Source organism: Zunongwangia endophytica, assembly GCF_030409505.1.
Lineage (GTDB): Bacteria > Bacteroidota > Bacteroidia > Flavobacteriales > Flavobacteriaceae > Zunongwangia > Zunongwangia endophytica.
The window spans coordinates 3,779,349-3,806,007 of record NZ_JAUFPZ010000002.1; the positions used below are offsets into that span (position 1 = coordinate 3,779,349).

General features: G+C 36.6%; 25 protein-coding genes. 18 read left to right on the top strand and 7 right to left on the bottom strand.

Annotated elements, in window-relative coordinates; genetic code table 11:
* Positions 1-42: 42 nt before the first annotated feature.
* The gene (dnaG, locus tag QWY91_RS16520) at positions 43-2,022 is read left to right on the top strand and encodes a DNA primase (RefSeq protein ID WP_290236606.1); all 1,980 of its coding nucleotides are present in this window, start codon (positions 43-45) and stop codon (positions 2,020-2,022) included.
* Here the strand turns inward: dnaG and QWY91_RS16525 are convergent, their stop codons facing one another.
* Complete coding sequence (locus tag QWY91_RS16525; RefSeq protein ID WP_290236607.1) at positions 2,023-2,664, bottom strand: response regulator; 642 nt, start codon at positions 2,662-2,664, stop codon at positions 2,023-2,025.
* 100 nt (positions 2,665-2,764) lie between these two features.
* Positions 2,765-3,556 carry an NAD(+) synthase gene (gene nadE / locus QWY91_RS16530; protein ID WP_290236608.1) on the bottom strand — a complete coding sequence of 264 codons (792 nt, stop codon included), beginning with the start codon at positions 3,554-3,556 and terminating at the stop codon, positions 2,765-2,767.
* 110 nt (positions 3,557-3,666) lie between these two features.
* On the opposite strand from nadE, the gene gldB reads away from it, so the two are divergent.
* From gldB to QWY91_RS16545, 3 genes are read left to right on the top strand one after another with little or no spacing between them, the layout of a single operon-like run.
* Positions 3,667-4,629: a gliding motility lipoprotein GldB gene (gldB, locus tag QWY91_RS16535; protein WP_290236609.1), complete on the top strand. Its 963-nt coding sequence runs from the start codon at positions 3,667-3,669 to the stop codon at positions 4,627-4,629.
* On the top strand, positions 4,629-4,964 hold the full coding sequence (gene gldC, locus QWY91_RS16540) for a gliding motility protein GldC (protein WP_290236610.1): 336 nt from the start codon (positions 4,629-4,631) through the stop codon (positions 4,962-4,964). Before gldB ends, gldC begins: the two co-directional genes overlap by 1 nt.
* Position 4,965: 1 nt before the next feature.
* Positions 4,966-5,328 (top strand): GTPase, encoded by a 363-nt coding sequence (locus QWY91_RS16545; RefSeq protein WP_290236611.1) that lies wholly within the window; start codon positions 4,966-4,968, stop codon positions 5,326-5,328.
* A 2-nt stretch (positions 5,329-5,330) separates the two neighbouring features.
* On the opposite strand, the gene yihA is transcribed toward QWY91_RS16545, so the two are convergent.
* On the bottom strand, positions 5,331-5,933 hold the full coding sequence (yihA, locus tag QWY91_RS16550) for a ribosome biogenesis GTP-binding protein YihA/YsxC (protein ID WP_290236612.1): 603 nt from the start codon (positions 5,931-5,933) through the stop codon (positions 5,331-5,333).
* A 10-nt stretch (positions 5,934-5,943) separates the two neighbouring features.
* The gene (locus QWY91_RS16555) at positions 5,944-6,708 is read right to left on the bottom strand and encodes an alpha/beta fold hydrolase (RefSeq protein WP_290236613.1); all 765 of its coding nucleotides are present in this window, start codon (positions 6,706-6,708) and stop codon (positions 5,944-5,946) included.
* Between the two features lie 291 nt (positions 6,709-6,999).
* On the opposite strand from QWY91_RS16555, the gene mraZ reads away from it, so the two are divergent.
* From mraZ to ftsZ, 13 genes are read left to right on the top strand one after another with little or no spacing between them, the layout of a single operon-like run.
* Positions 7,000-7,473, top strand: coding sequence for a division/cell wall cluster transcriptional repressor MraZ (mraZ, locus tag QWY91_RS16560; RefSeq protein ID WP_290236614.1), 474 nt, complete (start codon positions 7,000-7,002; stop codon positions 7,471-7,473).
* The gene (gene rsmH, locus QWY91_RS16565) at positions 7,460-8,356 is read left to right on the top strand and encodes a 16S rRNA (cytosine(1402)-N(4))-methyltransferase RsmH (RefSeq protein WP_290236615.1); all 897 of its coding nucleotides are present in this window, start codon (positions 7,460-7,462) and stop codon (positions 8,354-8,356) included. The genes mraZ and rsmH overlap by 14 nt, the downstream gene beginning before the upstream one ends.
* A 15-nt stretch (positions 8,357-8,371) precedes the next feature.
* Positions 8,372-8,689 carry an FtsL-like putative cell division protein gene (locus QWY91_RS16570; protein WP_290236616.1) on the top strand — a complete coding sequence of 106 codons (318 nt, stop codon included), beginning with the start codon at positions 8,372-8,374 and terminating at the stop codon, positions 8,687-8,689.
* A 4-nt stretch (positions 8,690-8,693) separates the two neighbouring features.
* On the top strand, positions 8,694-10,685 hold the full coding sequence (locus tag QWY91_RS16575; protein ID WP_290236617.1) for a penicillin-binding protein: 1,992 nt from the start codon (positions 8,694-8,696) through the stop codon (positions 10,683-10,685).
* Positions 10,682-12,148: a UDP-N-acetylmuramoyl-L-alanyl-D-glutamate--2,6-diaminopimelate ligase gene (locus tag QWY91_RS16580; protein ID WP_290236618.1), complete on the top strand. Its 1,467-nt coding sequence runs from the start codon at positions 10,682-10,684 to the stop codon at positions 12,146-12,148. The genes QWY91_RS16575 and QWY91_RS16580 overlap by 4 nt, the downstream gene beginning before the upstream one ends.
* 25 nt (positions 12,149-12,173) lie before the next feature.
* Positions 12,174-13,412: a phospho-N-acetylmuramoyl-pentapeptide-transferase gene (gene mraY / locus QWY91_RS16585; RefSeq protein ID WP_290236619.1), complete on the top strand. Its 1,239-nt coding sequence runs from the start codon at positions 12,174-12,176 to the stop codon at positions 13,410-13,412.
* A 2-nt stretch (positions 13,413-13,414) separates the two neighbouring features.
* Positions 13,415-14,752 (top strand): UDP-N-acetylmuramoyl-L-alanine--D-glutamate ligase, encoded by a 1,338-nt coding sequence (murD, locus tag QWY91_RS16590; RefSeq protein WP_290236620.1) that lies wholly within the window; start codon positions 13,415-13,417, stop codon positions 14,750-14,752.
* Positions 14,753-14,782: 30 nt separating this feature from the next.
* Positions 14,783-15,991, top strand: a complete 1,209-nt coding sequence (locus QWY91_RS16595; RefSeq protein WP_290236621.1) for an FtsW/RodA/SpoVE family cell cycle protein — start codon at positions 14,783-14,785, stop codon at positions 15,989-15,991.
* Positions 15,988-17,088: an undecaprenyldiphospho-muramoylpentapeptide beta-N-acetylglucosaminyltransferase gene (murG, locus tag QWY91_RS16600; RefSeq protein ID WP_290236622.1), complete on the top strand. Its 1,101-nt coding sequence runs from the start codon at positions 15,988-15,990 to the stop codon at positions 17,086-17,088. Before QWY91_RS16595 ends, murG begins: the two co-directional genes overlap by 4 nt.
* A gap of 1 nt (position 17,089) precedes the next feature.
* On the top strand, positions 17,090-18,445 hold the full coding sequence (murC, locus tag QWY91_RS16605; RefSeq protein ID WP_290236623.1) for a UDP-N-acetylmuramate--L-alanine ligase: 1,356 nt from the start codon (positions 17,090-17,092) through the stop codon (positions 18,443-18,445).
* Positions 18,435-19,151, top strand: coding sequence for a cell division protein FtsQ/DivIB (locus QWY91_RS16610; protein ID WP_290236624.1), 717 nt, complete (start codon positions 18,435-18,437; stop codon positions 19,149-19,151). The genes murC and QWY91_RS16610 overlap by 11 nt, the downstream gene beginning before the upstream one ends.
* Before the next feature lie 3 nt (positions 19,152-19,154).
* Positions 19,155-20,501: a cell division protein FtsA gene (gene ftsA / locus QWY91_RS16615; protein ID WP_290236625.1), complete on the top strand. Its 1,347-nt coding sequence runs from the start codon at positions 19,155-19,157 to the stop codon at positions 20,499-20,501.
* A 37-nt stretch (positions 20,502-20,538) separates the two neighbouring features.
* Positions 20,539-22,632 carry a cell division protein FtsZ gene (ftsZ, locus tag QWY91_RS16620; protein ID WP_290236626.1) on the top strand — a complete coding sequence of 698 codons (2,094 nt, stop codon included), beginning with the start codon at positions 20,539-20,541 and terminating at the stop codon, positions 22,630-22,632.
* Positions 22,633-22,774: 142 nt separating this feature from the next.
* On the opposite strand, the gene QWY91_RS16625 is transcribed toward ftsZ, so the two are convergent.
* The 3 genes from QWY91_RS16625 to QWY91_RS16635 form a co-directional block, all read right to left on the bottom strand.
* Complete coding sequence (locus tag QWY91_RS16625) at positions 22,775-23,335, bottom strand: hypothetical protein (RefSeq protein WP_290236627.1); 561 nt, start codon at positions 23,333-23,335, stop codon at positions 22,775-22,777.
* 177 nt (positions 23,336-23,512) lie between these two features.
* Positions 23,513-24,568, bottom strand: coding sequence for a S66 peptidase family protein (locus QWY91_RS16630; protein WP_290236628.1), 1,056 nt, complete (start codon positions 24,566-24,568; stop codon positions 23,513-23,515).
* Positions 24,569-24,583: 15 nt separating this feature from the next.
* Positions 24,584-25,897: a D-alanyl-D-alanine carboxypeptidase/D-alanyl-D-alanine-endopeptidase gene (locus tag QWY91_RS16635; RefSeq protein ID WP_290236629.1), complete on the bottom strand. Its 1,314-nt coding sequence runs from the start codon at positions 25,895-25,897 to the stop codon at positions 24,584-24,586.
* Positions 25,898-25,985: 88 nt separating this feature from the next.
* On the opposite strand from QWY91_RS16635, the gene QWY91_RS16640 reads away from it, so the two are divergent.
* Positions 25,986-26,618 (top strand): 7-carboxy-7-deazaguanine synthase QueE, encoded by a 633-nt coding sequence (locus QWY91_RS16640; protein WP_290236630.1) that lies wholly within the window; start codon positions 25,986-25,988, stop codon positions 26,616-26,618.
* Positions 26,619-26,659 lie beyond the last annotated feature (41 nt).

The following is a 26,659-nucleotide window of genomic DNA, read 5'->3' on the forward strand; positions in this document are numbered from 1 at the left end:
TATTTTCTCTAGCGCTAAAAATCCTTCAAAAATTATCCAAATTTGATTGCTAAAAGTACCATAGATAATGTGTTTGAGACCGCCCGGGTAGAGGAGGTGATTCAGGATTTTGTACAGCTTAAAAAATCAGGAACTAACTTTAAAGGTTTAAGTCCGTTTACAGACGAGCGTAGCCCAAGTTTTATGGTGTCGCCTGTTAAACAGATCTGGAAAGATTTCTCTAGCGGAAAAGGAGGGAACGTTGTTGCATTTTTAATGGAACACGAACACTTTACCTATCCTGAAGCCATAAAGTATCTGGCTAAAAAATATGGAATCGAAATTGAGGAAACTCAACAGACCGATGAGCAAAAAGTGCAGGCTGATGAGCGTGAAAGTATGTATTTGGTTTCTGAATTTGCCAATAAATATTTTCAGAAAATTCTGCATAAAACTGATGCGGGGCAGGCTATCGGGCTTAGTTACTTTAAAGAACGAGGTTTTACTAACGAAACCATTAAGAAATTTCAGCTTGGATATTGTTTAGATGAATGGGATGCTTTTACTAAAGAAGCTTTAGCTGAAGGTTACAAACTCGATTATCTGGAAAAAACAGGGCTGTCTATCGTTAAAGGCGAACGACAATTTGATCGTTTTAAAGGTCGGGTGATGTTTCCTATCCATTCCATGTCTGGACGGGTTTTAGGCTTTGGAGGTCGAATTTTAACTTCAGATAAGAAAGCAGCAAAATATCTCAATTCGCCAGAAAGTGATATTTACCATAAAAGTAAAGTTCTTTACGGGATTTCGTATGCCAAGCAAGCGATAGCAAAAGAAGATAATTGTTATTTGGTTGAAGGGTATACCGATGTTATTCAGTTTCATCAAAGTGGTGTAGAGAATGTGGTTTCCTCTTCTGGAACAGCTTTAACATCAGAGCAGATTCGGCTTATAAGTAGGCTTACCAAAAATATCACCGTATTATTTGATGGAGATGCAGCCGGAATTCGAGCTTCACTTCGCGGGATCGATTTGATCTTAGAGCAGGGAATGAACGTGAAAGTCTGCAGTTTCCCTGAAGGTGAAGATCCAGATAGTTTCGCAAGAAAAAATTCTGAAGAACAACTGAAGGAGTTTTTAACTGAAAATGCAACCGATTTTATAAGTTTTAAGGCGTCTTTATTAATGAAAGATGCTAAGAACGATCCCGTAAAAAAGGCAGCGCTTATTCGGGATATGGTAAGCAGTATTGCTAAGATCCCAGATACTATTCAGCAGGAAGTTTACTTGCAGGAATGTTCAAGAATCATGGATATTTCTGAAGATGTCTTGTTTTCTACCTTGGCACAGCTTACCAAAAAAGGTGCGCAAGATCAAAAGAGAGCTGGGAAAACAGAACAGAAGAGTTTTCAAGTTGTAAAAGACACGTCACCACAGCAAGACAAAGTAATACGTCGTGTGGACGAATTGCATGTGTTAGAAAAAGGAATTGTGAGTGCACTTTTACTCTACGGAAATGAAAAAAGAGAGTTTGAGGAAATGTTTCTTGAAGCAGATGATACCGGAGAACCAGTTTTAAAAAGCACACAGGTTGAACAAAAAGTTTCTCGTAAAATTTATCTAGATCTACAGGAAGATGAAATTGCTTTAGCGAATCCTGATTTTAGATCGATTTACGAGTATCTAATTGAATATTACAATCGAGACGAAAAAGTTGTAATCGAACAATTTGTAAATGAAATTCCGCCAGAAAAAGCTTCTATAGTTACCGATATATTGATGGCAGAAGAGCAATATCAGTTAAGCGACTGGACGCGCCAGGATATTCCCGTAAAGTCTAAAAAAGAACAGATAGATCGATTGGTTTCAGAAACTATTCTGAATTTTAGAAGGCATTTACTAATGAGTAAAATTAAGGAGCTCCAAAGTTCGATGACTGAATTGAACGCTGAGGTTGATAATTCTAACAAGCTGGAAGAAATTATGGATTACATACAACTTCGCAAAACTATCGAAGGCAAATTAAACCGGGTAACCAGTTAATTAGACCGCAGGATTAATTTGTAGTAAACGCGCTTGTTTTATGAGATCTGCAATATTCTCTGCATCTAATTTTTTAAGCAATCTTGCTTTATAGGTGCTTACTGTTTTCTCATTAATTTCCAGAGCTTCAGCAATATCTTTATTACGCTTACCTGAGCTCAGTAAATTTAGAACTTCGGTTTCTCGAGAAGATAATTTCTTAAACTTAGAAATTTGATTTTGACCTGTAGAAATTCCGTTATTCAGCTTATAAGTGATTTCTTCATTTAGATAAATACCACCTCTGGCAACCTGTCTTATTGCATTATAGACAATTTCGGCAGAATTGGTTTTAGAAATATATCCGGCAGCTCCTGCTTTTATCGCACTAAGCGCATACATTTCTTCGGGATGGCAGCTAAATACCAAAATCTTGATATAGGGATATTGTTGTTTTATCTGTCGCAGCGCATGTATTCCGTTAAGCTGGGGAAGATCAATTTCAATGATCACAACATCAACGCGTCTATTTCCTAAAAAACTATACAGTTCGTTACCAGAATCAACATGCCCAATTACATTGATAAAATCATTCCCAGAGAGGATATGTTTTATACTTTCTGCAATTACAGGGTGTTGATCGGCGACTAAAACTGTACTCATTTAGATAATAGTGATTTATTTAATAATGCCTTACTACAATCTAAAATTAAACGATAATCCTTATAATGCTGTTCTATTTAATCCAAATTCGATAAAATGACTAGTTTTTAAGGTGAACAGGGATTTCGCATACTGGGATAGGATTCATTTTATGTGAATTTGCAGTATTCAGCTTAAGATATGTTTTAAAAACTTCTTGTTCCCGGCCTTCAAAATCATCTGTCTTTTTGCCTTTTTCCTGCATTTGCATCGCCCACTCTAATTCATCATAACTAGCGCCAAGTTGCATTTCATCACTTCGGCTGTCTCCAAACAAACCATCACTGGGAGCGGCAACCATAATTTCTTCGATCACATTTAATTCTTTTCCTAGAGCATATACTTCACTTTTCATAAGATCGGCTATTGGGCTAAGATCGACACCGCCATCGCCATATTTGGTGTAAAAACCAACGCCAAAATCTTCTACTTTGTTTCCGGTTCCGCCAACTAAATATTTATGAAGTCCTGCGAAATAATACAGCGTGGTCATTCTTAAACGTGCACGAGAATTGGCCAAACTTAGATCTACACTTGCAGAAGCTTCTACTGATGGTAAAGCGCTTTTAAAATTCTCAAAAACAGGAGTAAGATCTACACTTTCGCTTTTTACATTTGGGAAACGCTCTTTTAAAGAAGCGATATGTTTTTGCGCACGGCTAACGTGTGAAGGATCCTGGTGTATAGGCATTTCTAAAACTAAAACGTCCAATCCTGTTTTTGCACAAAGCGTCGATGTCACTGCTGAATCAATGCCGCCGCTAACGCCAACAACAAATCCATTCATTTTAGCATTTTCAGCATAGTCTTTTAACCAGTTTACAATATGATCGATTACTTTTGTGGTTTGCATATGTTTGGGTGAATTAGTTTGTAAATAATACCTTTGTACACAAATCTAAGACTTAAACATTATTAATAAAAGGGCAAGAACCTAAAACCCGTGATTTTTGATAAATGCTTATGATGAATAGAATTTTATTTGTCTTTTTTTTATTTCTAAGCCTTATTTCCTGCGATTCTGCATCAGAGCGAGAGAAGGAAATCGAGAAAATTCCCGTAGATTTTGAAGTTGTACGATTTGATAAGCTTTTTGCAGAAGCAAGTCCGCAAAGTCTTCCGCAGTTAAAAGAAGACTATCCTTATTTATTTCCGAAGCAATTTCCAGATAGCGTTTGGGTAAATAAAATGAAAGATACCATTCAGCAAGAAATTAAAAGAGAAGTTGAAAAAAAGTATCCTGAATTTAGCGAAACTGAAGATGAGTTTTATTCCCTTTTTCAGCATATAAAATATTATTTCCCAGAGTTTGAAGTTCCCGATGTGATTACGGTAACCTCTGAAGTAGATTACAAAAATAAGATTATTTACACAGGCGATTATGTCTTCGTCTCGCTAGATACATACTTAGGAGAGGATCATAAATTCTATGTTGGGATCGTAGAATATTTTACTCGAAACTTCAAAAAAGATCAAATTGTTCCTGACGCTGCGAATGATATTGCAGAAAATTATATTCCAAAACCAGCTTCCAGAACATTTTTAGCGAATATGATTTACTACGGAAAAATACTTTATTTGAAAGATATCTGGCTTCCGAAGCAATCAAACTGGCGTAAAATAGGATATACCCAAGAGCAGTGGGGGTTTGCTGAAAATAACGAAGAAATGGTATGGCGATATTTTGTAGATAACGAGCTTATTTTTGATACCGACGCTAATTTAGCTCCGCGATTTTTATATCCTGCGCCATTTTCTAAATTTTATTTGTCATTAGATGCAGAAACTCCCGACAGACTTGGCCAGTATATCGGTTGGCAAATGGTAAAATCTTATATGAATAAGAATGAAGTGTCTATACAACAAATGCTAAAGACCGATGCTGAAACGATTTTTAATAACGCAAACTATAAACCGAAAAAATAATGGCTTACAAGAAATCTGATATTAATATTGAAGTTGTAACCGACGAAAATAAAGTGCCAGAAGAAATATACTGGAGTGCTGAAGACGGCAATATTTTTAAGGAGGAAGCAAAAGCGCTAATGCTTTCTGTTTGGGATGGCAAAGCTCAGGAAACCTTAAGAGTCGATCTTTGGACAAAAGAAATGCCGGTAGACGAAATGAAGAAGTTTTTTCATCAAACCTTAGTTTCGATGAAAGAGACTTATTACCGCGCTACGCAAGACGAGAAAATGGCCGATACGATGGGCGATTTTTGTGATTACTTTGCAGAGAAATTAGAAATTATCAAAAAGTAATTTGGATAAGAAACTCATTTTTGTCTATAACGCAAATTCGGGAGTTTGGAATTCGGTTTTAGATTCGGCTCATAAAATCCTGAAGCCAAATTCTTATTCCTGTAACCTCTGTGCGATAACTCATGGTGTTATAGGAGAAAAAAGTGTGTGGAAAAAATATAGAAAGTCGTCCAATTTTAAAATGGAATTTTACCATAAGGATGGCTTTCTTAAAGCTTTCGCTTCAAAATATTTACTGAAATTTGATTTTCCGGTAGTGCTTTTTGCTGAAAATGGTGAATTGGAACTATTAATCTCGAAGGAAGAACTAGAGGGAATATCTTCAGTAGAAAAACTAATTAAAATACTACAAAAACGAGCCTAAAATTATTCAGTAACCTCGTTATTAAGATTTTCGATAAATTCCAGAATATCTTCGCCACCAGTTTTTGAGGTCGATGAGGTGATGAAAAAATGTGGCATTTCTTCCCAAACCTGTAACATTTCTTCCTGGTAATTCAGGATGTTTTTTTCAAGTTCTTTGGGTTTCAGCTTATCAGTTTTTGTGAAGATCAAACCAAACGGAATCGCATTCTCACCAAGCCATTGCATAAATTCCATGTCAATTTTTTGCGGCTTATGGCGACTATCTATTAAAACAAACGCACATACCAATTGCTTTCTTTCTTCAAAATAAGCAGTAATAAATCTCTGAAAAACTCTTTTTTCAGATTTAGAAACTTTTGCATAACCATAGCCCGGTAAATCTACTAGGTGCCAGTTTTTATTAATTAAAAAATGATTAATTAATTGCGTTTTTCCCGGTTTGGCCGAGGTTTTGGCTAAACTCTTTCTTCCGGTAAGCATGTTAATCAATGAGGATTTTCCCACATTACTTCGTCCGATAAAAGCATATTCGGGTAAGGGGCTGTTTGGGCACTTAGCAACTTTAGAATTGCTAATTACAAATTCAGCAGTATTAATCTTCATGATATGTTTTTTAGAAATTTCTTTTCTGCAACCAGTCAAAAAACAACTCGTTAAAAAGATCGGGATGCTCCATCATAGCAGCATGTCCACATTTATCTACCCAGTAAAGATCGGAGTCTGGGAGTAGTCGATGAAAATCTTCGGCAACTTCTGGCGGAGTTACGTTATCATTTTTACCCCAAATTATACAAGTTGGAGTTTTCATCTTTGGCAAGTCTTTCGCCATATTATGTCTAATTGCACTCTTGGCAATAGCAAGTGTTTTTACCAGTTTATTACGATCGCTAACGGTGTTATAAACATCATCAACAATTTCTTTAGTTGCAACCTCAGGATCATAAAATACATTCTGAGCTTTTTTCTTGATAAACTCGTAATCACCACGACGTGGGTAACTTTCTCCCATCGCATTTTCGTAGAGACCAGAGCTTCCTGTAATTACAAGGCCTTTTACAATTTCTGGATATAGTTTGGTTGTTACCAGTGCAATATGGCCACCAAGGGAATTACCTAAAAGAATAACTTCATCTAAACCTTTAAAATCTACAAACTCTTTTAAGTATTTAGCGAACGTTCCAACACTTGTTTTAAGGAGAGACATAGAGTAAAGCGGAAGTTCTGGGATTAAGACTTTGTATCCTTTAGAAGGGAAAAAATCTACCACTCCGTCAAAATTACTTAGGCCGCCCATAAGTCCGTGTAAAATAACTATCGGAGTTCCTTCGCCTATTTCTAAATATGTGAATTTTCCCTCTTTCCTTAAATTATTTTTCATTGATACCCTTTGCGGTTAGCAATCGCAAATATAGCGATTTCATTACAAGTATAATCATTTTTGCGCAATAGGAAAGTGAATACTGGATTTCAATATCATTTAAACCGGCAATTCACAAGTGGTAATTTTAACAGAATTTTTATAACAAAAAATAAACTGTTGGAACCGAATGGAATAGCGCTATTTCGAACTGTTTCAGCTAAATACGGTGGAAAAACTTATCAACAAAGTGGTAATATGTGGTAAAAAGTGGTAAGAAATTCAATATATTTGACTTCGTAAAGCGAATATGTGGTAAATCTTATCGGAACATACGAGTGTAAAGTTGATACTAAGGGTAGGCTAATGGTGCCTTCAGCCCTTAAGAAACAACTTATGCCTATGCTTCAGGAAGGTTTTGTGATTAAACGAGCTGTTTTTCAGTCTTGTTTAGAATTGTATCCAATGGAAGAGTGGAATAAGCTCATGGAACGAATGAATAAACTTAATCGCTTTAAAAAGAAAAACAACGACTTTATCCGAAGATTTACAGCAGGTGTAAAAACCGTTGAGGTAGATGGGAATGGCAGATTGTTAATTCCTAAAGACCTGATCGGTTTTGCAGGGATTTCGAAAGAAATTGTGCTTTCTTCAGCAATTAATATTGTAGAGATCTGGGATAAAGATAAGTACGAAGAAGCAATAGATGCTGCAAGTGATGATTTTGCAGATCTGGCAGAAGAAGTAATGGGAACTGAAGATTTCGATTTCGATGGAATATCATAATCCGGTATTATTAAAAGAGTCTGTAGATGGTTTAAATATTAAACCCGATGGCGTGTATGTAGATGTCACTTTTGGTGGTGGTGGTCATTCCCGCGAAATTCTAAGCAGATTAGGTGAAAACGGGAAACTTTATGCATTCGATCAGGATACCGATGCTTTACAAAACAAAATAGATGATCCTCGTTTTACGCTAATCAATGAGAACTTTAGATTTCTAAAGCGCTTTTTGAGATTTTATGGCGTAAAAAAAGTAGATGGGATTTTAGGCGATTTTGGAGTTTCTTCCCACCAGTTTAATGAAGCTGAACGTGGATTTTCAACACGCTTTAATGCGAAGTTGGATATGCGAATGGATCAAACCAGTGCTTTAAGCGCCTACCAGGTGATTAATCAGTATGAAGAAGAACAGCTTAAAAGCTTGTTTTATCAATACGGTGATTTAAAGAATGCACCAAAACTGGCAAGAATCATTGTTGAAGAGCGTAAAAATAATCCTATAGAAAATAGTGAGAATTTAAATCAACTTTTAAAACCTCACTTATTTAAAGGTAAAGAGAATAAAGTATTAGCACAGATTTATCAGGCGATTCGCATTGAAGTAAATCAGGAATTAGAAGTGCTAAAAGAATTTTTGCTTCAAACAGAAGGTATGCTAGAGAAAAATGGGAGAATTAGCTTAATCTCTTATCACTCTCTAGAAGATCGTTTGGTAAAAAGATATATAAGAAGCGGACTTTTTGAAGGAGAGCCTGAAAAGGATTTCTACGGAAATATTTCTGTTCCTTTTAAAAAAGTAGGACGTCTTGTAGTTCCTACAAAAGAAGAGATAAGCGAAAACAATAGGGCTAGAAGCGCAAAGTTACGAATAGCGAAGAAGCTTTAAAACCAGTGTTTGGTGATGAAGAAGGGGTTTTACAACATTCTTAAGGCAAATTTTCTAATTAACGATGACGCTTTTAAAAACTGGCGTTTTATCGTGTTTTGTACTGTGTTGGCTATCATCATGATTGCCAGTTCGCACAGCGCAGAGCGCAAAGTACACGAGATAGCCCGTTTACACGATCAGGTTTTAGAATTAAGAAGTGAATTTTTAGAAGGACGTTCCAATTTGATGAAAATTAAAATGGAATCTACCGTAACCAATGAAATGAAGAAAATTGGCGTAGGTCCTTCAGATAATCCTCCATATAAATTAAAAGTAAAAATAAGCGAGTAGTTGTATGGCAACCACTGATAGAGGCATATTAAACAGGTTATATTTTATTGCAGGATGCATGTTCATCTTTGCAGTGGCTGTTGGTGTGAAGCTAATGGATATTCAATTTGTAGAAGGAGAACATTACAAGCAACTTTCTGAAGAACGTGTTTATCGTAATTTTAAAATTCCGGCAAACCGAGGTAATCTTTACGATTCTAATGGAAGCCTTTTAGCGGCTTCTGTTCCTAAATATGATATTAGGTTTGATGCAGTAACTGTTTCAGATGAAGTTTTTGAAGGTAACGTACTTAAGCTTTCCAAAGAACTTTCTAAGATGTTAGGCAATACGCCTTCTTATTATGTTCACAAACTAAGAACTGCTCGTGCACATAATCAACGTTACGTGTTGATAACTCGAGGTCTTGGATATTCAGAATATATGAAAATTAAGAGCTTTCCGATTTTTAATCTGGGAGCTTATAAAGGTGGTCTTATTGTAGAGCAACGCACGGTAAGAGAACATCCGTTAGGTAAAATGGCAGAGCGTACGGTTGGTTACGAGCGTAAGGATGATGAAGGATATTTTACCAGAGTAGGTTTAGAAGGTGCATTTGGTCCTTACTTAAGAGGAACCGATGGACATCGATTGAAACAAAAAATTGCAAAGGGACAATGGAAGCCTATTAGTGATAATAATGAAGTTGAACCTAAAGATGGTTATGATGTAATTTCTACGATCGATGTAAATATTCAGGATATAGCGCATCACGCCTTACTGAAGCAATTAGAAGATTTTGAAGCTGAACATGGGACGGTAATCGTGATGGAAACCGAAACTGGCGAGATCAAAGCAATGTCTAATCTTGGTCGTACCGATCAGGGAACGTATTACGAGAAGCGAAATTATGCGGTTTACGAAGCGCACGAACCTGGCTCTACTTTTAAGTTAATGGCAATGGTTGCCGGTTTAGAAGATGGAGTGATAGATACAAGCCAGATAGTAGATACTGAAAATGGAGTTGTGCGTTTTTACGGAAGAGCAGTTCGTGATTCTCATCACGGTGGTTATGGGAAAATTACCGCTGCAAGAGCTTTTGAGCTTTCTTCGAACACCGCTTTTACAAAAATGATCACTCAGGGCTACAAAAGCAATCCTGGAAAGTTTGTGGATAGACTTGATGATATGGGGATATCTCGAAAAATTGGTTTAGAAATTAAAGGAGAAGGAAGTCCTAAAATCCCACATCCAGATGATAAAGGCTGGAATGGTTTAAGCCTTCCTTGGATGGCATTTGGTTATGGGGTTTCAATTACACCATTGCAAACATTAAATTTTTATAACGCTATTGCGAACGATGGCGAAATGGTAAAACCACGATTTATTAAGGAAGTAAAAGAGTGGGATAAGACCATCGTAAAAATGGAAAAAGAAGTAATTAATCCTTCTATCTGTTCTCCCGAAACTGCTAGAAAAGTGCGGGAAATGATGAAAAATACCGTGAAGCGTGGTACCGCAGCAAATATATATACGCCCAATTTTTCAATGGCCGGTAAAACAGGAACCTGTCAAACCGAATATTGGATAGAGCCGGGAAGATATATAGCTTCTTTTGCCGGATATTTTCCTGCAGACAATCCTAAATATTCTTGCATCGTGGTTGTTCATAAACCAAAAAGAAGTAAAGGGTATTATGGAAATATTGTAGCTGCTCCGGTTTTTAAAAGAATAGCGCAAAAAATTTATACCGATACACCAATCATGGATACACTTCCATCTTTGGATGTCCAAAGCGAAATTATAGATAAAGATTTCGAAAAATATTATTCTGAAGTGGGAACTGAAAAAGTGGTAATGCCGAATGTAAAAGGTATGCCGGCTATGGATGCTATTCCGCTTTTGGAGAATTTAGGATTAAAAGTACAGGTAAATGGTGATGGGATTGTAAGAAGTCAGTCGATCATTGCTGGACAAAAAATAAAGACTAATCAAAAAGTAAATCTGAAGTTAAGTTGAGAATACTTAAGGACATATTATATAAAGTAAGCATGGAATCTGTGGTAGGTAATACTGCAGTAGCTATTAATAATATTCATTTCGATTCTAGAAAAGTTGAAATGAACGATGTTTTTGTAGCAATTACCGGTACAGTTTCCAACGGACACGATTTTATCGAAAAAGCCATCAATCAAGGTGCTTTGGTGATTATCTGTGAAGAACTCCCAACGAATATTGTAAACGGAGTGACTTATGTGCAGGTAGCAAACTCTAAAGAAGCATTGGCCTTTATGGCTTCAAATTTTTATGAGAATCCTTCAGATAAATTAAAATTGGTTGGCGTTACCGGAACCAACGGTAAAACCACGATAGCTACATTATTGTACGATTTGTTTACCAAAGCGGGATTTAAAGTTGGTTTACTTTCAACAGTAAAAGTAATGGTTGGCGATACCCTTTACGAGGCAGTTCGCACAACTCCAGATTCGTTAACAATCAATTATTTCTTAGCTGAAATGAATGCTGAAGGTGTCGAATATTGCTTTATGGAAGTAAGTTCTCATGGTATCGATCAACATCGTACAACCGGATTAGAATTTGCAGGCGGAATTTTCACCAATCTTAGTCATGATCATTTAGATTACCATTCTAGCTTTGCGGAATATAGAGATGTGAAAAAACGCTTTTTTGATGAATTACCAGCTTCGGCTTTTGCATTAACCAATGTTGATGATAAGAATGGAGAGGTAATGCTTCAAAACACCAATGCGAAACAATACAAGTACGGTTTAAAAAATTACGCTGATTATAAAGCACAAATTCTGGAAAATCAATTCACAGGATTATTGCTGAAAATAAATGATCAGGAAGTTTGGTCGCGCTTAATAGGAAACTTCAACGCTTATAATATACTTGCTATTTATTCTGCTGCGGAATTATTAGGCTTAGAACCTTTAGAAAACCTGAAGTTTATAAGTGAACTTCATTCCGTAAATGGGCGTTTTCAATACGTGATTTCTTCCGAAGTAAAAATTACAGCGATCGTCGATTATGCCCACACACCAGATGCACTAAAGAATGTATTGGAAACAATTAACGCGATTAGAACTAAAAACGAAGAGCTAATTACGGTTGTTGGTTGTGGTGGTGATAGAGATCGAACTAAAAGACCAAAAATGGGACATATTGCTTCAGCATTAAGTTCTAAAGTGATCTTCACCAGTGATAATCCAAGAACGGAAGATCCCGATGGTATTATCGAAGAGATAGAAAATGGGGTAGAACCTCAAAATTTCAATAAAACACTTTCAGTAACCAATAGAAAGCAGGCGATTAAAACCGCATGCCAAATGGCTAAGGCGAATGATATCATTTTAATCGCTGGCAAAGGACACGAGACTTATCAAGAAATACACGGCGAAAAGCATGATTTTGATGATCTCAAAATAGTAAGTGAGTTTTTAAAACAGCTAAAAAAGTAAACGCCAAAAGGCAGAAAATTAGAATATGCTTTATTATTTATTTGAATTTTTAGAAGCAAAATACCAGCTCCCGGGAGCTCAGCTGTTTGAATATATTTCATTCCGGTCTGCTATGGCTATTCTTTTGTCGTTGTTGATTTCTACCATTTACGGGAAGCGAATTATCATTTATTTACAGACCAAGCAAATTGGAGAAAGTGTAAGAGAACTTGGTTTACAGGGGCAAACCGAAAAAGCCGGCACGCCAACAATGGGAGGCTTAATTATCATTATCGCGACGTTAATTCCGGTACTGCTTTTGGCCAAATTGGAGAATATTTATGTGATTTTACTAATCATCACTACCATCTGGATGGGAGCTATCGGCTTTTTAGATGATTATATCAAAACATTTAAAAAGGATAAAGAAGGATTACCCGGTAAGTTTAAAATCTTAGGGCAGGTAGGTCTTGGTTTGATCGTGGGTTGCGTAATGTATTTTCACGACGGAATTACCGTAAAAGAAAAAACAAATTCTGAAGATGTTATAACTCAGGAAATGATGCTTGGCGACAAAAAGTTACCAGAAATGGGGCCTAGCCAGAAGAATCTTACGACGACGATTCCTTTTGTGAAAAATAATGAGTTCGATTATTCTAAAATCATCTCATGGATTAGTCCAGATTTGGCAAAATACGCTTGGATTATTTTTATCCCGATTGTGATTATTATCGTTACGGCAGTATCCAATGGTGCAAATCTTACCGATGGCGTAGATGGACTTGCCGCAGGTTCTTCGGCAATTATAGTATTAACATTGGGCATTTTCGCCTGGGTTTCGGGGAACATTATTTTCTCAGATTATCTGAATATCATGTATATCCCAGATTCTGGTGAAATGACTATTTATATCACCGCTTTCACAGGAGCACTGGTAGGATTTTTATGGTACAATACGTATCCTGCTCAGGTTTTCATGGGAGATACCGGAAGTTTGACTATTGGCGGAATCATTGCTGTGTTGGCAATAGCATCTAGAAAAGAATTATTGATACCTATTTTATGCGGAATTTTTCTTGTGGAAAATCTTTCTGTAATACTACAGGTATCCTGGTTTAAATATACCAAGAAGAGATTCGGCGAAGGAAGAAGGATATTTTTAATGTCTCCTTTGCATCACCACTATCAAAAGAAGGGGCATCACGAAAGTAAGATTGTTGTACGTTTTTGGATTGTGGGAATATTTTTAGCCATTCTAACTGTAGTGACACTTAAACTTCGATAAAATTGAATAAAAAGATCGTCATACTTGGTGGTGGAGAAAGTGGTGTAGGCACTGCAATTTTGGCTAAAAAAGAAGGCTACAAAATATGGCTTTCAGACAAAGGAAAAATAAAAAAAAAGTATAAAAAAGTTCTTGAACATCTTGATATAAACTGGGAAGAAGAAAAGCATACGGATGCTCAAATTTTTGATGCAGATGTGGTGATGAAGAGTCCTGGTATTCCAGATACGGTGCCGATGATTAAAGCACTTCGGGAAAAAGGGATTCCTGTTATTTCTGAAATAGAATTTGCTGCGGAATATACCAATGCTGTTATCGTAGGGATTACCGGAAGTAATGGAAAAACCACCACTACAAAATTTGCAAATCATCTTTTAAAAGATGGTGCCTTAAAAGTAGGAATGGCTGGTAATGTTGGGGATAGTTTTGCAAAACAAGTTGCTGAAACCAATCCCGATTATTATGTGTTGGAGCTTAGTAGCTTTCAGTTAGATGGCATCGAAAATTTTAGGCCGCATATTGCGATTTTGACCAATATAACACCCGATCATTTAGATCGATATGATTATAAATTTGAGAATTATATCAATTCTAAATTCAGGATTACAAAGAACCAAACAGAGGAAGATTATTTTATTTATGACGCAGATGACGAGGTTATTACAAACTGGCTGAAAAATAATAAAGTTAAAGCACAGTTATTGCCATTCTCGCTGGAGAAAAAGCTGGTGAATGGCGCATATATAGAAAAAGACAAAATTATCATAAAGACACAAAATACAGAGTTTACTATGAGTACTTCAGATTTAACATTAGAGGGTAAACATAACGCAAAGAATGCAATGGCAGCGGCTACAGTAGCAAAGCTACTTAAGATTAGAAAGAACACTATTCGTGAGAGTATGGAGAGTTTTCAGGGAGTAGAGCACCGCTTGGAAAAAGTACTTAAAATTAATAATGTTCAGTATATAAACGATTCTAAAGCTACAAACGTAAATGCAACGTACTACGCTTTAGAAAGTATGGAAGGCCAAACCGTTTGGATCTTAGGCGGCGTTGATAAAGGGAATGTTTATGATGAACTTTTGCCATTGGTAAACGAAAAAGTAAAAGCTATTATTTGCCTTGGTGTAGATAATACTAAGATCATTAATTCTTTTGGGAATTGTGTAGAGACTTTGGTAGAAACTGAAAGTATGAGTGAAGCGGTAAAAATGGCTTATCGACTTTCTGAAAAAGGAGATGCCGTATTACTTTCGCCGGCTTGTGCAAGTTTTGATTTATTTGAAAACTACGAAGACCGCGGAAGACAGTTTAAAGAAGCAGTTAGAAATTTATAGAATATCATTCAGTTGAACTGAAACAGCGAAATGGAAAACATTTTTGCAAATATTAAAGGAGATAAGGTAATCTGGGCTACTGCCGGGCTGCTGGCAATTTTTTCATTTTTGCCGGTGTATAGCGCCAGTAGTAACATTGCTTACCTATATGGTGATGGGAGTACGTTTAAATATTTGATTGTTCATTTTTTCCATTTATTGCTAGGCTTTTGTGTGTTATTTGCAGCGCATAAAGTGCCCTACCATTATTATCGCGGCCTGTCAATTTTAATGTTGCCAGTGGTTGTTGTGTTGCTTGTTTATACGATGGCTCAGGGAACAGTAATCGATGGTGCAAATGCGAGTAGATGGATACGGATTCCGGTTTTAGGAGTGACGTTTCAATCGTCCACATTTGCCGCGGTAGTTTTAATGATTTATGTCGCCAGATATATGTCGAAAATCACCGAAAAAAAAATCACTTTTAAAGAGACAATTTTACCGCTTTGGGTGCCCGTAGGTTCAGTATTAATGTTAATTTTGCCGGCCAATTTTTCCACAACCGCGATTATTTTTGTTATGGTTTTGGTACTCATGTTTTTAGGAGGATATCCTGTAAAATATTTGTCGGCAGTTGTGCTCGCCGGAGTGGTTTTATTCGGAATTTTTGTACTTGCAGCAAAAGCTTTTCCTGGTGTTTTACCTAATAGGATCGATACCTGGGCAAGTAGAGTAGAAAATTTTACAAATGATGAAGATACCGAGGCCGATTATCAAATTGAAAAAGCAAAAATAGCGATTGCAAGAGGCGGGATTACTGGTACAGGAATAGGAAAGAGTGTACAGCGAAACTTTTTGCCACAGTCATCTTCCGATTTTATCTACGCGATAATTGTAGAAGAAATGGGGCTTATTGGAGCTTTAGGGGTGATGCTGGCGTATTTGATGATTTTGTTCAGGATTATTATCGTGGCTACAAAGGCCAATTCGGTTTTCGGGAAATTGCTAGTGATGGGAGTTGGTTTGCCGATCATCTTTCAGGCACTGGTAAATATGGCGGTTGCAGTCGAGTTATTTCCAGTAACGGGACAAACTCTTCCACTTGTAAGTAGTGGAGGAACCTCAATCTGGATGACGTGTTTATCACTTGGGATTATTCTTAGTGTAAGCGCAAAAAGAGAAGAAGAAAAAGAATCTGAAGAAGCAGATAGAAGAGCAGAGGACGAAAATCCTCTGGATATTTTAAGTGAAGCGATATGAGTAAAGATTTACGCATCATATTATCTGGTGGAGGTACGGGAGGTCATATCTACCCGGCCATTGCTATTGCCGATGAGGTAAAGCGCCGCTATCCCGATGCGAAGATCAAGTTTGTGGGAGCGCAGGATAAAATGGAGATGGAGAAAGTACCACAAGCAGGTTATGAAATCGAAGGTCTTTGGATTAGCGGTTTACAACGAAAGCTAACGCTTAAAAATCTAATGTTTCCTTTCAAATTGTTGAATAGCATTAGTAAATCCAAAAAGATCATTAAGGATTTTAAGCCAAACGTAGCTATTGGAACGGGAGGATTTGCAAGCGGACCTTTACTTCATGTGGCGAATAAGCAGGAGATACCAACCTTGCTTCAGGAACAAAATTCGTTTCCCGGCATCACAAATAAGATCTTGGCCAAAAAAGCCAATGTAATTTGTGCCGCTTACGATGAAGTAAAGCGTTTTTTTCCGAAGGAAAAAGTAAAGAAAACAGGAAATCCCGTAAGACAGGATTTATTAAATATAGATACCAAGAGAGAAGAAGCACAAAATTTCTTCAATCTTAATAATAATAAAAAAACAGTGCTTGTTCTTGGCGGAAGTTTAGGAGCAAGAAGAGTGAATCAGTTAGTCGCTCAGCATTCCGATAGATTGAAGCAGGAAGATGTGCAGCTTATCTGGCAATGTGGGAAATTGTATTACGAAGATTACAAATCTTATACTGAAGGAAACGTGCAGGTGCATCAGTTTTTAAACCGAATGGATTTGGCGTATGCTGCAGCAGATGTGATTATTTCGAGAGCGGGAGCAGGAAGCGTATCTGAATTGTGTATCGTAGGGAAACCGGTAATTTTTATACCGTCTCCCAATGTTGCTGAAGATCACCAGACTAAAAATGCTATGGCAGTGACTAAAAATGATGCTGCTATCACCATTGGTGAGAACGAGCTTGAAGAGAAATTTGAAAATACCTTTTTTGATTTGCTGAATAACGAAAGTCAGCAGAAAAAATTAGGAGTAAATATTAAGAAAATGGCCTTGCCAAATGCAACGGCTGATATTGTAGACGAAATTGAAAAACTAATTATCAGAAAAGCTTAGATTGAATACGTTAAGTCACATACAAAACTTTTATTTTATCGGTATTGGCGGTATCGGGATGAGTGCGTTAGCGCGTTTCTTTAAATCCCAGGGAAAAAATGTCGCCGGTTACGATAAAACAGCTTCAGTGCTTACTAAAGAATTGGAGGCTGAAGGTATTTTTGTGACTTTTATTGATGAGATTAGTGAAATTCCGCAGCAATTTAAAGATGCAGAGAACACTTTAGTAGTATATACTCCGGCAGTTCCAAGAGAGAATTTACAATATCAATATTTCATTCAGGAACAGTATATTCTGAAGAAACGAGCAGAGGTACTTGGATTAGTAAGTCGTGATCGTTTTACGCTTGCGGTTGCAGGAACTCACGGGAAAACGACCACAACAGCTATTTTAGGACATTTACTGAAAGAAACAAATGCTCCGGTAACAGCATTTTTGGGCGGAGTTAGTGAAGACATCCAGAGTAATTTAATTCTGAAGGGTGATGAAGTTATTGTTGCTGAAGCAGATGAATTTGATCGGTCTTTTCTTCATCTTTCACCAAATATAGCGGCTATTAATTCTATGGACGCCGATCATTTAGATATTTACGGAGTAAATGAACATTTGCAGGCTTCATTTAAAGCCTTTGCAGAGTTACTTCCTGAAGACGGAACGCTTTTTATCAAAAACGGACTTCCGCTAAAAGGGAAAACTATAGGAATTGAAGATGATGCTGATTTTTCAGCAATTAATATAAAGATTATCGACGGGAGTTATCATTTCGATCTAAAAACGCCGTCTGAAATTATAGAAGGATTTATTCTTCATTTGCCCGGCAGACATAATGTAATGAATGCTGTTACTGCTTTAGCTATGGCACTGGAATATGGAACTTCTTCAAAAGAATTGGGTGAAGCATTAAAAAGTTTTGCAGGTGTTCGTAGACGATTTTCGTATAAGCTAAAATCCAAAAGGTTTACGCTTATCGATGATTATGCGCATCATCCCGCAGAGATAGATGCAGTTTTTAGTGCGGTGGAAGAAATGTATCCTGAAATACCCAATTTGGTCATTTTTCAGCCTCATTTATTCAGTAGAACAAGAGATTTTGCAGATGATTTTGCTGAAAAATTATCGCAATTTGATGAAGTTTTGCTGATGGATATTTATCCGGCAAGAGAAAAACCGATCGAAGGAGTAAATTCAGAATGGTTACTGAATAAAATTGATAATCCAAACAAGCAACTTGTCCAAAGAAAGGATTTAGTTGCTAAAATTAAGCAAAGTAAAGCGAAAGTTGTATTGATGCTTGGCGCTGGTGATATTGGGAATGAAGTAGAACAGGTTAAAAAAGCATTCGAAGATGAAATCTAAGTTAGGTTACATAAAATTTGTGCTTTTAATCGCCTTGGTAGCTTTTCTATTTGGTTTTGCAGAGAAGCGTCACGACAACCGAAAAATGACCGGAACAGAAGTTCATTTTACAGATAGTGAGAACTTGTATATCACGGTAGATTCAGTTAATAACTTGTTGATACAAAATGAAGAAGGGGACTCTAACCTGGGTGAAGAAACTTTAGATTTGAATAAGGTAGAGACGCTGCTAAATAGCAACGATATGATTGAAAATGCAGAGGTTTTTCTTAATCTTGATGGAAAACTTTCAGCAATTGTAAGTCAGCGTAAACCCATCGGTAGGGCAGTCGGTAATCAGTCTTTTTATTTAGATAGAAAAGGAAAAGTGATGCCGCTTTCAGAGAATTTTTCTGCTCGCGTGCCTTTGATGCTAGGATTTAATGAAGTTAATATTTTTGAGGCATATCCGTTGGTAAGTTATATTAAAAATGATAGTTTCCTAAGTAAGCATATTACTGCTGTAAATCGTCTAGAAAATGGGCGTTATGAATTGAAGATGCGGAAGCTCGATTTCGTAGTGTACTTTGGAGCAGTTAAAAATATAGAATTGAAGTTTAACAATTTTAAGGCATTTTATAAAAAGGCTTTAATAGATGAAAAGTTAGATACCTATAAAAAAGTGAATTTACAGTTTGGGAACCAAGTTGTATGCACTAAAAAGTAAGATATGGAGCAAAATGATATTGCAGTAGGGCTGGATATAGGGACCACCAAGATTGTTGCCATGATTGGCAAGAAGAATGAATATGGAAAGGTAGAGATCGTTGGGATTGGTAAATCTAAAAGTCTTGGCGTACATCGTGGCGTAGTAAACAACATTACCCAGACCATACAATCCATACAGCAGGCCATTCAGGAAGCTGAAGCAGATTCTGGCTTAAAAATTAGTGATGTTGTGGTGGGAATTGCCGGGCAACATATAAGAAGTTTGCAGCATAGTGATTATATCACAAGACCAAATCCTGAAGAAGTTATAGATGCTGAAGATATTCACAGCTTATGTAATCAGGTTCATAAATTAGTGATGCTTCCGGGAGAGGAAATTATCCATGTGCTTCCACAGGAATTTAAAGTAGATGGCCAAGCTGAAATTAAAGAGCCAATCGGAATGTACGGTGGTCGTTTGGAAGCAAATTTCCACGTAGTAGTAGGTCAGGTTTCTTCCATAAGAAATATCGGGCGTTGTGTGAAAAGTGCAGGATTAGATCTTTCTGCAGTAACGTTAGAGCCATTAGCTTCGGCAAATGCAGTATTGAGTCAGGAAGAAAAAGAAGCAGGTGTAGCGTTAATCGATATAGGTGGTGGTACAACCGATCTTGCAATTTTTAAAGATGGAATTATAAGACATACTGCAGTGATTCCATTTGGAGGAAATGTAATTACTGAAGATATTAAGGAAGGTTGCTCTATCATAGAAAAGCAGGCAGAATTGCTGAAAATCAAATTTGGATCTGCATGGCCTGGAGAAAATAAGGATAATGAGATTGTTTCTATTCCTGGGCTTCGCGGTAGAGAACCGAAAGAGATTACATTAAAAAACCTTTCTAAAATAATTCATGCTCGTGTAGTAGAAATTATTGAACAGGTGTATTTAGAAATAAAGAATTACGGTCACGAAGATCAGAAGAAAAAATTGATCGGTGGCCTTGTATTAACTGGTGGAGGTGCACAGTTAAAGCATCTTAAGCAGTTGGTAGAATATATTACCGGGATGGATACCAGAATCGGTTTCCCTAACGAGCATTTAGCTGGTAGCAATGATAGCGAAACCACAAGTCCTGTTTATGCAACCGCAGTAGGATTGGTGATGAATAGTTTGGAAACCAGCAAAAGTAGTTTTCAGGAAGAAGCCGTTTTGAAGGAAAAAGAACCTGAGTCGGTACAAGTGGAAGAAGAAGGTCCTGCGCCAGAGCGAGAAGAACCTCAGGTACAGGTAGAACAGCCTAAGCCCCGAAAAAGCGTTTTCGATAAATGGGCAGAAAAGTTCAAAGATTTTTTAGATAATGCAGAGTAACGAAATAGCACAATAGAGAACCAGTAAAATTGAATTTATGAGCAATACAGAATTCGGAGACATATCATTCGATTTACCAAAGAATCAATCGAACGTCATCAAAGTTATTGGTGTAGGTGGTGGAGGTAGTAACGCTATTAACCACATGTATCAATTAGGGATTAAAGGAGTAGATTTTGTAATCTGTAACACAGATTCGCAAGCTCTTGAAAATAGTACCGTTCCTAACAAAATCCAATTAGGGGTAAGCCTTACAGAGGGATTAGGAGCCGGGGCTAATCCACAAATCGGGGAGCAGGCAGCAGTAGAAAGCTTTGACGAGATTAAAAACATGCTTGATGTAAATACCAAAATGGTATTTATTACTGCAGGTATGGGAGGAGGTACCGGTACAGGTGCAGCTCCTGTAATCGCAAAACAGGCAAAAGAAATGGATATTCTTACTGTTGGGATTGTAACTATTCCTTTTCAGTTTGAAGGTCGAATGAGGAATGAGCAGGCGCAACGAGGTGTAGAAAAACTACGTAGCCATGTTGATTCTCTAATTGTAATAAATAACAATAAGCTTCGTGAAGTTTACGGTAATCTTGGTTTTAAAGCTGGATTCTCTAAGGCCGATGAAGTGTTAGCAACAGCTTCCAGAGGTATTGCTGAAGTTATAACACACCACTATACACAAAATATTGACCTTAGAGATGCTAAGACAGTATTAAGTAATAGCGGTACTGCAATAATGGGATCTGCAAATGCTTCAGGTGCAAGTCGTGCTCAGGATGCTATCGCCAAAGCTCTAGATTCTCCGTTATTAAATGATAATAAAATTACTGGTGCTCAAAATGTATTGCTATTAATTGTTTCCGGTTCCGAAGAAATTACTATTGATGAAATAGGTGAAATTAACGATCATATTCAGGGAGAAGCTGGTCATAGTGCTAATATCATTATGGGTGTTGGTGAAGACGAGTCTCTTGAAGGTGCCATCTCTGTTACTATTATTGCTACTGGTTTCAATGTAGAACAGCAGGACGAAATCACCAATACTGAAACTAAAAAGATCATCCATACATTAGAGGATGAGCAAAAAGCGGAACACGAATTCCCTTCAAATAAACAAAATCCGGGTTCTTTTACTGAATTGCCTTTAGTTGAAGAAGATAAGGAAGAAGAAGCTCCAAAAAAGATCGTTCATACTTTAGATGAAAATTTAGAGGAAATGGATAGCGCTCAACCGCAAACAAAACGTGAAGAGCCGCAACCAAAACCGCAGATGCAGCCTCAAGCAAGACCGCAACAAAAGGAAGTAGTTCGCAATGAGCCTTCTCCGGCACCTGCTAAAGATCCTGATCTTTATACGCCGCCATCGGCGTACAATATGGATGTGTTTTACGATGATGTAAATCCTGAAGATTTTGTTATCAATGACACTAATGCTGAATCTGATAATTCTGGAAATGAGGAAGATGAAGATGATCAGTTTATGTTTACATTCGACTTTCCTATAAATAAAGAGCAGCAAAAAGAACCAGTTTCAAGAGAACAAGTTGAAGCTCCAAAGCAGCAACCACAGCAGGAAGTAAAGCAACAATCGGTAATTAGACATACGCTTAATACTGATGAGCCGACAAATGAGGTGAAGGATATCGAAGTAAACGAGCCTGTTGAAGTTGTTTCAGCTTCAGAAAACTCAGCTGAAGGTGCTGTGAAAAGATACAGTCTGGACGATTATATGGAGTTTGAACAGCAGTTAGAGAATTCTAAACCGGCAAGCAAACCTAAAAAGGAAGAGCCAAAGGAAGAAAGTATCGCTTTTGAAAAACGAACTGTGCAACCAGCTCCACAAAAGGAAGATTCTCAAGATGAAAATCCTTTTAATAATCCAATCCCAGAGCATGTTGTTGAACGTGCTGCTGAGCGTAGAGCGAAAATGAAAGAATTCAATTATAAGTTTAGAAGTAATGCTTCTCAAATTGAAGAAATAGAAAAGCAACCGGCTTATAAAAGAGCAGGAATTAATCTTGATAGTTCTAATCCTGGAGAAAGTAAAATGTCACGTACCACTTTGGGACAGGACGAAAATAACGATCTCCAGTTCAGAAGAAATAATTCATTTCTACATGATAATGTAGACTAGTCGAAAGATTTAAAATGGATCATAAAAAAAGAGGCTTTTAGCCTCTTTTTTTATTTTATATCCTAAAGTTGATTTTATCTATTTGAAATCATTATCAATCGAAAAATGATTAAAAATTATATGATTTTTGAATCATTTTAATCTAATCCCAGTAGATCATAAAATACTTTATTTTAGCATCGTCTGGTATCTGTGAAGATCTAATTTTAGCATCGGTGTCATAACGTAAACTAGAAGGAAGTTCTTTTTTATCGATACTTATGTAAGCATTGATCTCGTCTAGAAATACAACTGCTGAACTGATTGTGTTTTCTATTCGCGAGATTTTATAATTTTCAACGATATCTTTAAATGTACTTTGAGAATTTAAGCCTGCTTTAGTTTTAAATCGTGGATCTAAAACTCTAATATAACCAATAGTGCTAGTGCTATCGAATTCCTGTAATGGCTCTAAAGTTAACAGCGGATCTCCTCCTTTTTCAAAAACCTGAATTTCATCTGTAGCTCTTAATTGCATAGGCCCGCTTACTTGTTTTACCAGAGAATCTTCCTGATAAAGGGAGTCTAATTGGTTTATTTTGATCTCTTTATTTAATTTCCCTACCTGGGTTGCAGTAATCAAAAAAGGATTGTCCTCGTCTTTCTGGCAAGAGGTTAATAATATGGAAGCTAAAATAAATAAGGGCAGTATATGTTTCTTCATGTTTAAGAGTAATTGCTGTTGTTTTAATTTTGCGTAAATTAATTAACGCTTATATATAAGATTTGGTATTCCATTAAATCATTTTTAATGGAAGATTTTATCGAATGTGAATTCTTAAATTTTTATAAAAGTAAGCAATACCTAGTAATTGCAGGAAAGGATTTTTTTAGTATGAGCTCATATTACTGCGGCTTCTAATAATTGAATAGAGCCCGAATCGGCATTAATTTCAGCTTCAATTCCATTCGGGATGGTGCTGTTATCATCAATATGTCCAATCATGGCACCACTAAATGCAGGAATATCTAACGGCTTAATGTAGTGATCTAAAACTTCTTCTAAAGTTAAACTTCCGTAGCCACTTCCTCCGGGATCACATTCAGTACATTTTCCAAAAACGAAACCTTTAATTTGATCTAAAACGCCACCAAGTTGAAGTTGAGTCATCATACGATCGACTGCATATACTTTCTCTCCAACATCCTCGATATATAAAATTTTATCTGTCCAATCTTTAGGAAAATAATCGCTACCCATAATACCGGTAAGAACCGATAAATTTCCGCCAAGAAGTTTAGCTTTTACCTTTCCAGAATTAATAGTTCGAGTAAGATTTTTGGTCTGCACTAAATTGTCGCCAATGGATTTTGGGTTTTCTAAAAGCGTACTTTCCTTATCAAAAAGAATCGCTTTTAGATGAGAAACACTAAAACTATTCCATGTAGAAACGGCTACCGGAGCATGAAATGTAACTAATCCTGTTTTTTGGAAAATAGCTAAATGAAGCGCCGTAATATCGCTATAGCCAATAAATATTTTCGGGTTACTTTTGATTACTTCATAATCCAATAAATCCAGAATTCTAGCCGAACCCGAACCACCACGCAATGCGATTATAGCGTTTACTTCATCATCTTTAAACATATCGTTTAATTCTGATGCTCTTTCTTTATCGGTACCCGCAAGATGACCGTATCGCTTTTTAATGTTTTTACCGAATTTTACTTTCAATCCCATAGCTTCAAAAGAAGCTTTAGCTATTTGGTAAGGCTCAGTTTCAAAAATCGCACTTGCAGGACTTACAATTCCAATTGTGTCTCCTTCTTTTAGAGCTTTCGGTTTTAGGGTTTTTGCCGTGCTTTTATTTCCGTAGAAAGTATTGCTTGCATAGGAGGTTAAAGGTAGTGCAAGGCTGGTTAAGCCAATATTTTGTAGAAATTTGCGTCTTTCCATGATCGTTGTTAAGGTTTAATACTGGTTACGAACAGTTTTTAGAACTTCTTCCATTGCTTTTGTAAGTTGCGAATAAGGAACAATGTAATTACTATTCATAAAACTAAAATATAATGTCTTTCCGCTTTTGGTAATTAATAATCCGCTTAAGGAGTGATTATTTCTCAGCGATCCAGATTTAGCGTAAATATAAGATTCGTTGGCTTTATAGCTATTTTTAAGTGTACCTGACTCTCCACCTACAGGCAAAAGCGATTTGAATCTTTCCTCACCAATTTCAGCAGTAATTTTATTGATAAGTGCAATAAGACTTCTTGGGGTAAATAGATTGTATCTGGTAAGGCCGGACCCATCGTGCCAATTTATTTTGTCCGGGAGGTCATTCAATAAATTTTCCTGCGCGTAATTTATGGCGATATTAGTTTTAAGGGTATCAGACAATTTTTCTGCGGAAAGCAACAAAAGTTGTTCAGCTATAAAATTATCACTTTCCTGAAGCATTTTTTTATAAAGGCTATCGGCTTTATTGCTATAGATTACCTGGTCTAATTGGATATTTTTAGGAAGTTTTTTTATAAGCATCACTTCTTTTCTAATCGTGTCGCTTAAAAGTTTTGCTGAGGTAAATTCTGAAGTAATAAAAGGAACATCCTGAGTATAATTTTCTGTTCTTTTAAATTGAGTGTACAGAAATTTGTTGCTGTTTTTATCGCGATAAACATTCTTTGTTAATTCTGTATTCTCTTCAGCATAAACTGAATCGATAAAAACATCCGGATAGATTTTGGGCGAATCAAGATTCTTGTCGAATTCAAACTGAAGGGTATTTCCGTAGATCGGGAAAGCATTTCTTTCCGCTGAATAACTTCCATTAAAATCATCCCAAGCCCAACCGGGCCCAAAATGTTCTTCCGTGTAATTTGTTTTTAGGAGAAACAATTTTTTATCAGTTTCAGCAAGAAACTGAAGTATATTTTCACTGCTTAAGTCGTCATACAACAAACTTGGGTCGCCAGTTCCTTTAAAAATAAGACTATCGCCGTAAATAGCATATTTTATAGCTGGGATAGAATCACCAAGTGTCTTTAAAGAAGTGTAAAAAGTAACTAGCTTCGTGTTAGATGCCGGAGTAAAATATTTGTCTCCATTTTTATTGAATATTGTTTTTTTAGTCTCCGGATCATAAATAACCAAACCAGCGAAACCTTGCTTAAATTCAGGAGAATTCTCGAATATGGCTTCTAAATTTCTAGTGGTTTTTTTGGAAGAAGCGCAGCTTGTAAGCGCAATGGTGATTAAGGAGAAAAGTAATAGGGTCGTATTTTTCAAATTGGCTAAATTTGTCCTGAAAGTAAGAAAGTTTTTTGATAGATCACTTTTGCAGCAAATAATATTTGATTCCCTATCTTTGCAAGCTATGATTACAGAAGAAACACAGGAGCTGGTAGACAGAGGAATAATGCTTCCGCTAATGGAAGAATTTTATACTATCCAGGGCGAAGGATTTCATAAAGGAACAGCTGCTTATTTTATTAGGATTGGTGGTTGCGATGTTGGTTGCCATTGGTGTGATGTAAAGGAAAGTTGGGATGCAGGTTTGCATCCCCCAACACATGTAGGCGAAATTGTAGAAAAAGCCACTAAGTTTAGTAAAACGATCGTTATTACAGGAGGAGAGCCGTTAACATGGGATATGACGACTTTAACTTCTACACTTAAAAAGCAGGATTGCCAGATACATATCGAAACTTCGGGAGCTTATCCACTTACCGGAATATGGGATTGGATCTGTCTTTCTCCTAAAAAAATTAAATTACCTGAGCCTGAGATTTATCCTTTGGCGCATGAACTTAAAGTGATTATCTTTAATAAGCATGATTTTAAGTTCGCAGAAGAACAGGCAGCGCAGGTAAGTGAAAACTGTATTTTGTATCTACAGCCAGAGTGGAGTAATCGTGATAAAGTAATACCGATGATTGTAGATTACGTAATGAAAAATCCAAGATGGAAGGTTTCATTACAAACTCATAAATATTTGAATATACCGTAAAATAAAAAAGCCTCCGATCGGAGGCTTTTTTATTGTTTATT

What these genes read in the sequence shown, in the direction of transcription:
- QWY91_RS16525 (WP_290236607.1), bottom strand. Translation starts at nt 2,664, where the DNA reads ATGAGTACAGTTTTAGTCGCCGATCAACACCCTGTAATTGCAGAAAGT.
- nadE (WP_290236608.1), bottom strand. Translation starts at nt 3,556, where the DNA reads ATGCAAACCACAAAAGTAATCGATCATATTGTAAACTGGTTAAAAGAC.
- gldB (WP_290236609.1), top strand. Translation starts at nt 3,667, where the DNA reads ATGATGAATAGAATTTTATTTGTCTTTTTTTTATTTCTAAGCCTTATT.
- gldC (WP_290236610.1), top strand. Translation starts at nt 4,629, where the DNA reads ATGGCTTACAAGAAATCTGATATTAATATTGAAGTTGTAACCGACGAA.
- yihA (WP_290236612.1), bottom strand. Translation starts at nt 5,933, where the DNA reads ATGAAGATTAATACTGCTGAATTTGTAATTAGCAATTCTAAAGTTGCT.
- QWY91_RS16555 (WP_290236613.1), bottom strand. Translation starts at nt 6,708, where the DNA reads ATGAAAAATAATTTAAGGAAAGAGGGAAAATTCACATATTTAGAAATA.
- rsmH (WP_290236615.1), top strand. Translation starts at nt 7,460, where the DNA reads ATGGAATATCATAATCCGGTATTATTAAAAGAGTCTGTAGATGGTTTA.
- QWY91_RS16570 (WP_290236616.1), top strand. Translation starts at nt 8,372, where the DNA reads ATGAAGAAGGGGTTTTACAACATTCTTAAGGCAAATTTTCTAATTAAC.
- QWY91_RS16575 (WP_290236617.1), top strand. Translation starts at nt 8,694, where the DNA reads ATGGCAACCACTGATAGAGGCATATTAAACAGGTTATATTTTATTGCA.
- mraY (WP_290236619.1), top strand. Translation starts at nt 12,174, where the DNA reads ATGCTTTATTATTTATTTGAATTTTTAGAAGCAAAATACCAGCTCCCG.
- QWY91_RS16595 (WP_290236621.1), top strand. Translation starts at nt 14,783, where the DNA reads ATGGAAAACATTTTTGCAAATATTAAAGGAGATAAGGTAATCTGGGCT.
- murG (WP_290236622.1), top strand. Translation starts at nt 15,988, where the DNA reads ATGAGTAAAGATTTACGCATCATATTATCTGGTGGAGGTACGGGAGGT.
- QWY91_RS16610 (WP_290236624.1), top strand. Translation starts at nt 18,435, where the DNA reads ATGAAATCTAAGTTAGGTTACATAAAATTTGTGCTTTTAATCGCCTTG.
- ftsA (WP_290236625.1), top strand. Translation starts at nt 19,155, where the DNA reads ATGGAGCAAAATGATATTGCAGTAGGGCTGGATATAGGGACCACCAAG.
- ftsZ (WP_290236626.1), top strand. Translation starts at nt 20,539, where the DNA reads ATGAGCAATACAGAATTCGGAGACATATCATTCGATTTACCAAAGAAT.
- QWY91_RS16625 (WP_290236627.1), bottom strand. Translation starts at nt 23,335, where the DNA reads ATGAAGAAACATATACTGCCCTTATTTATTTTAGCTTCCATATTATTA.
- QWY91_RS16630 (WP_290236628.1), bottom strand. Translation starts at nt 24,568, where the DNA reads ATGGAAAGACGCAAATTTCTACAAAATATTGGCTTAACCAGCCTTGCA.
- QWY91_RS16640 (WP_290236630.1), top strand. Translation starts at nt 25,986, where the DNA reads ATGATTACAGAAGAAACACAGGAGCTGGTAGACAGAGGAATAATGCTT.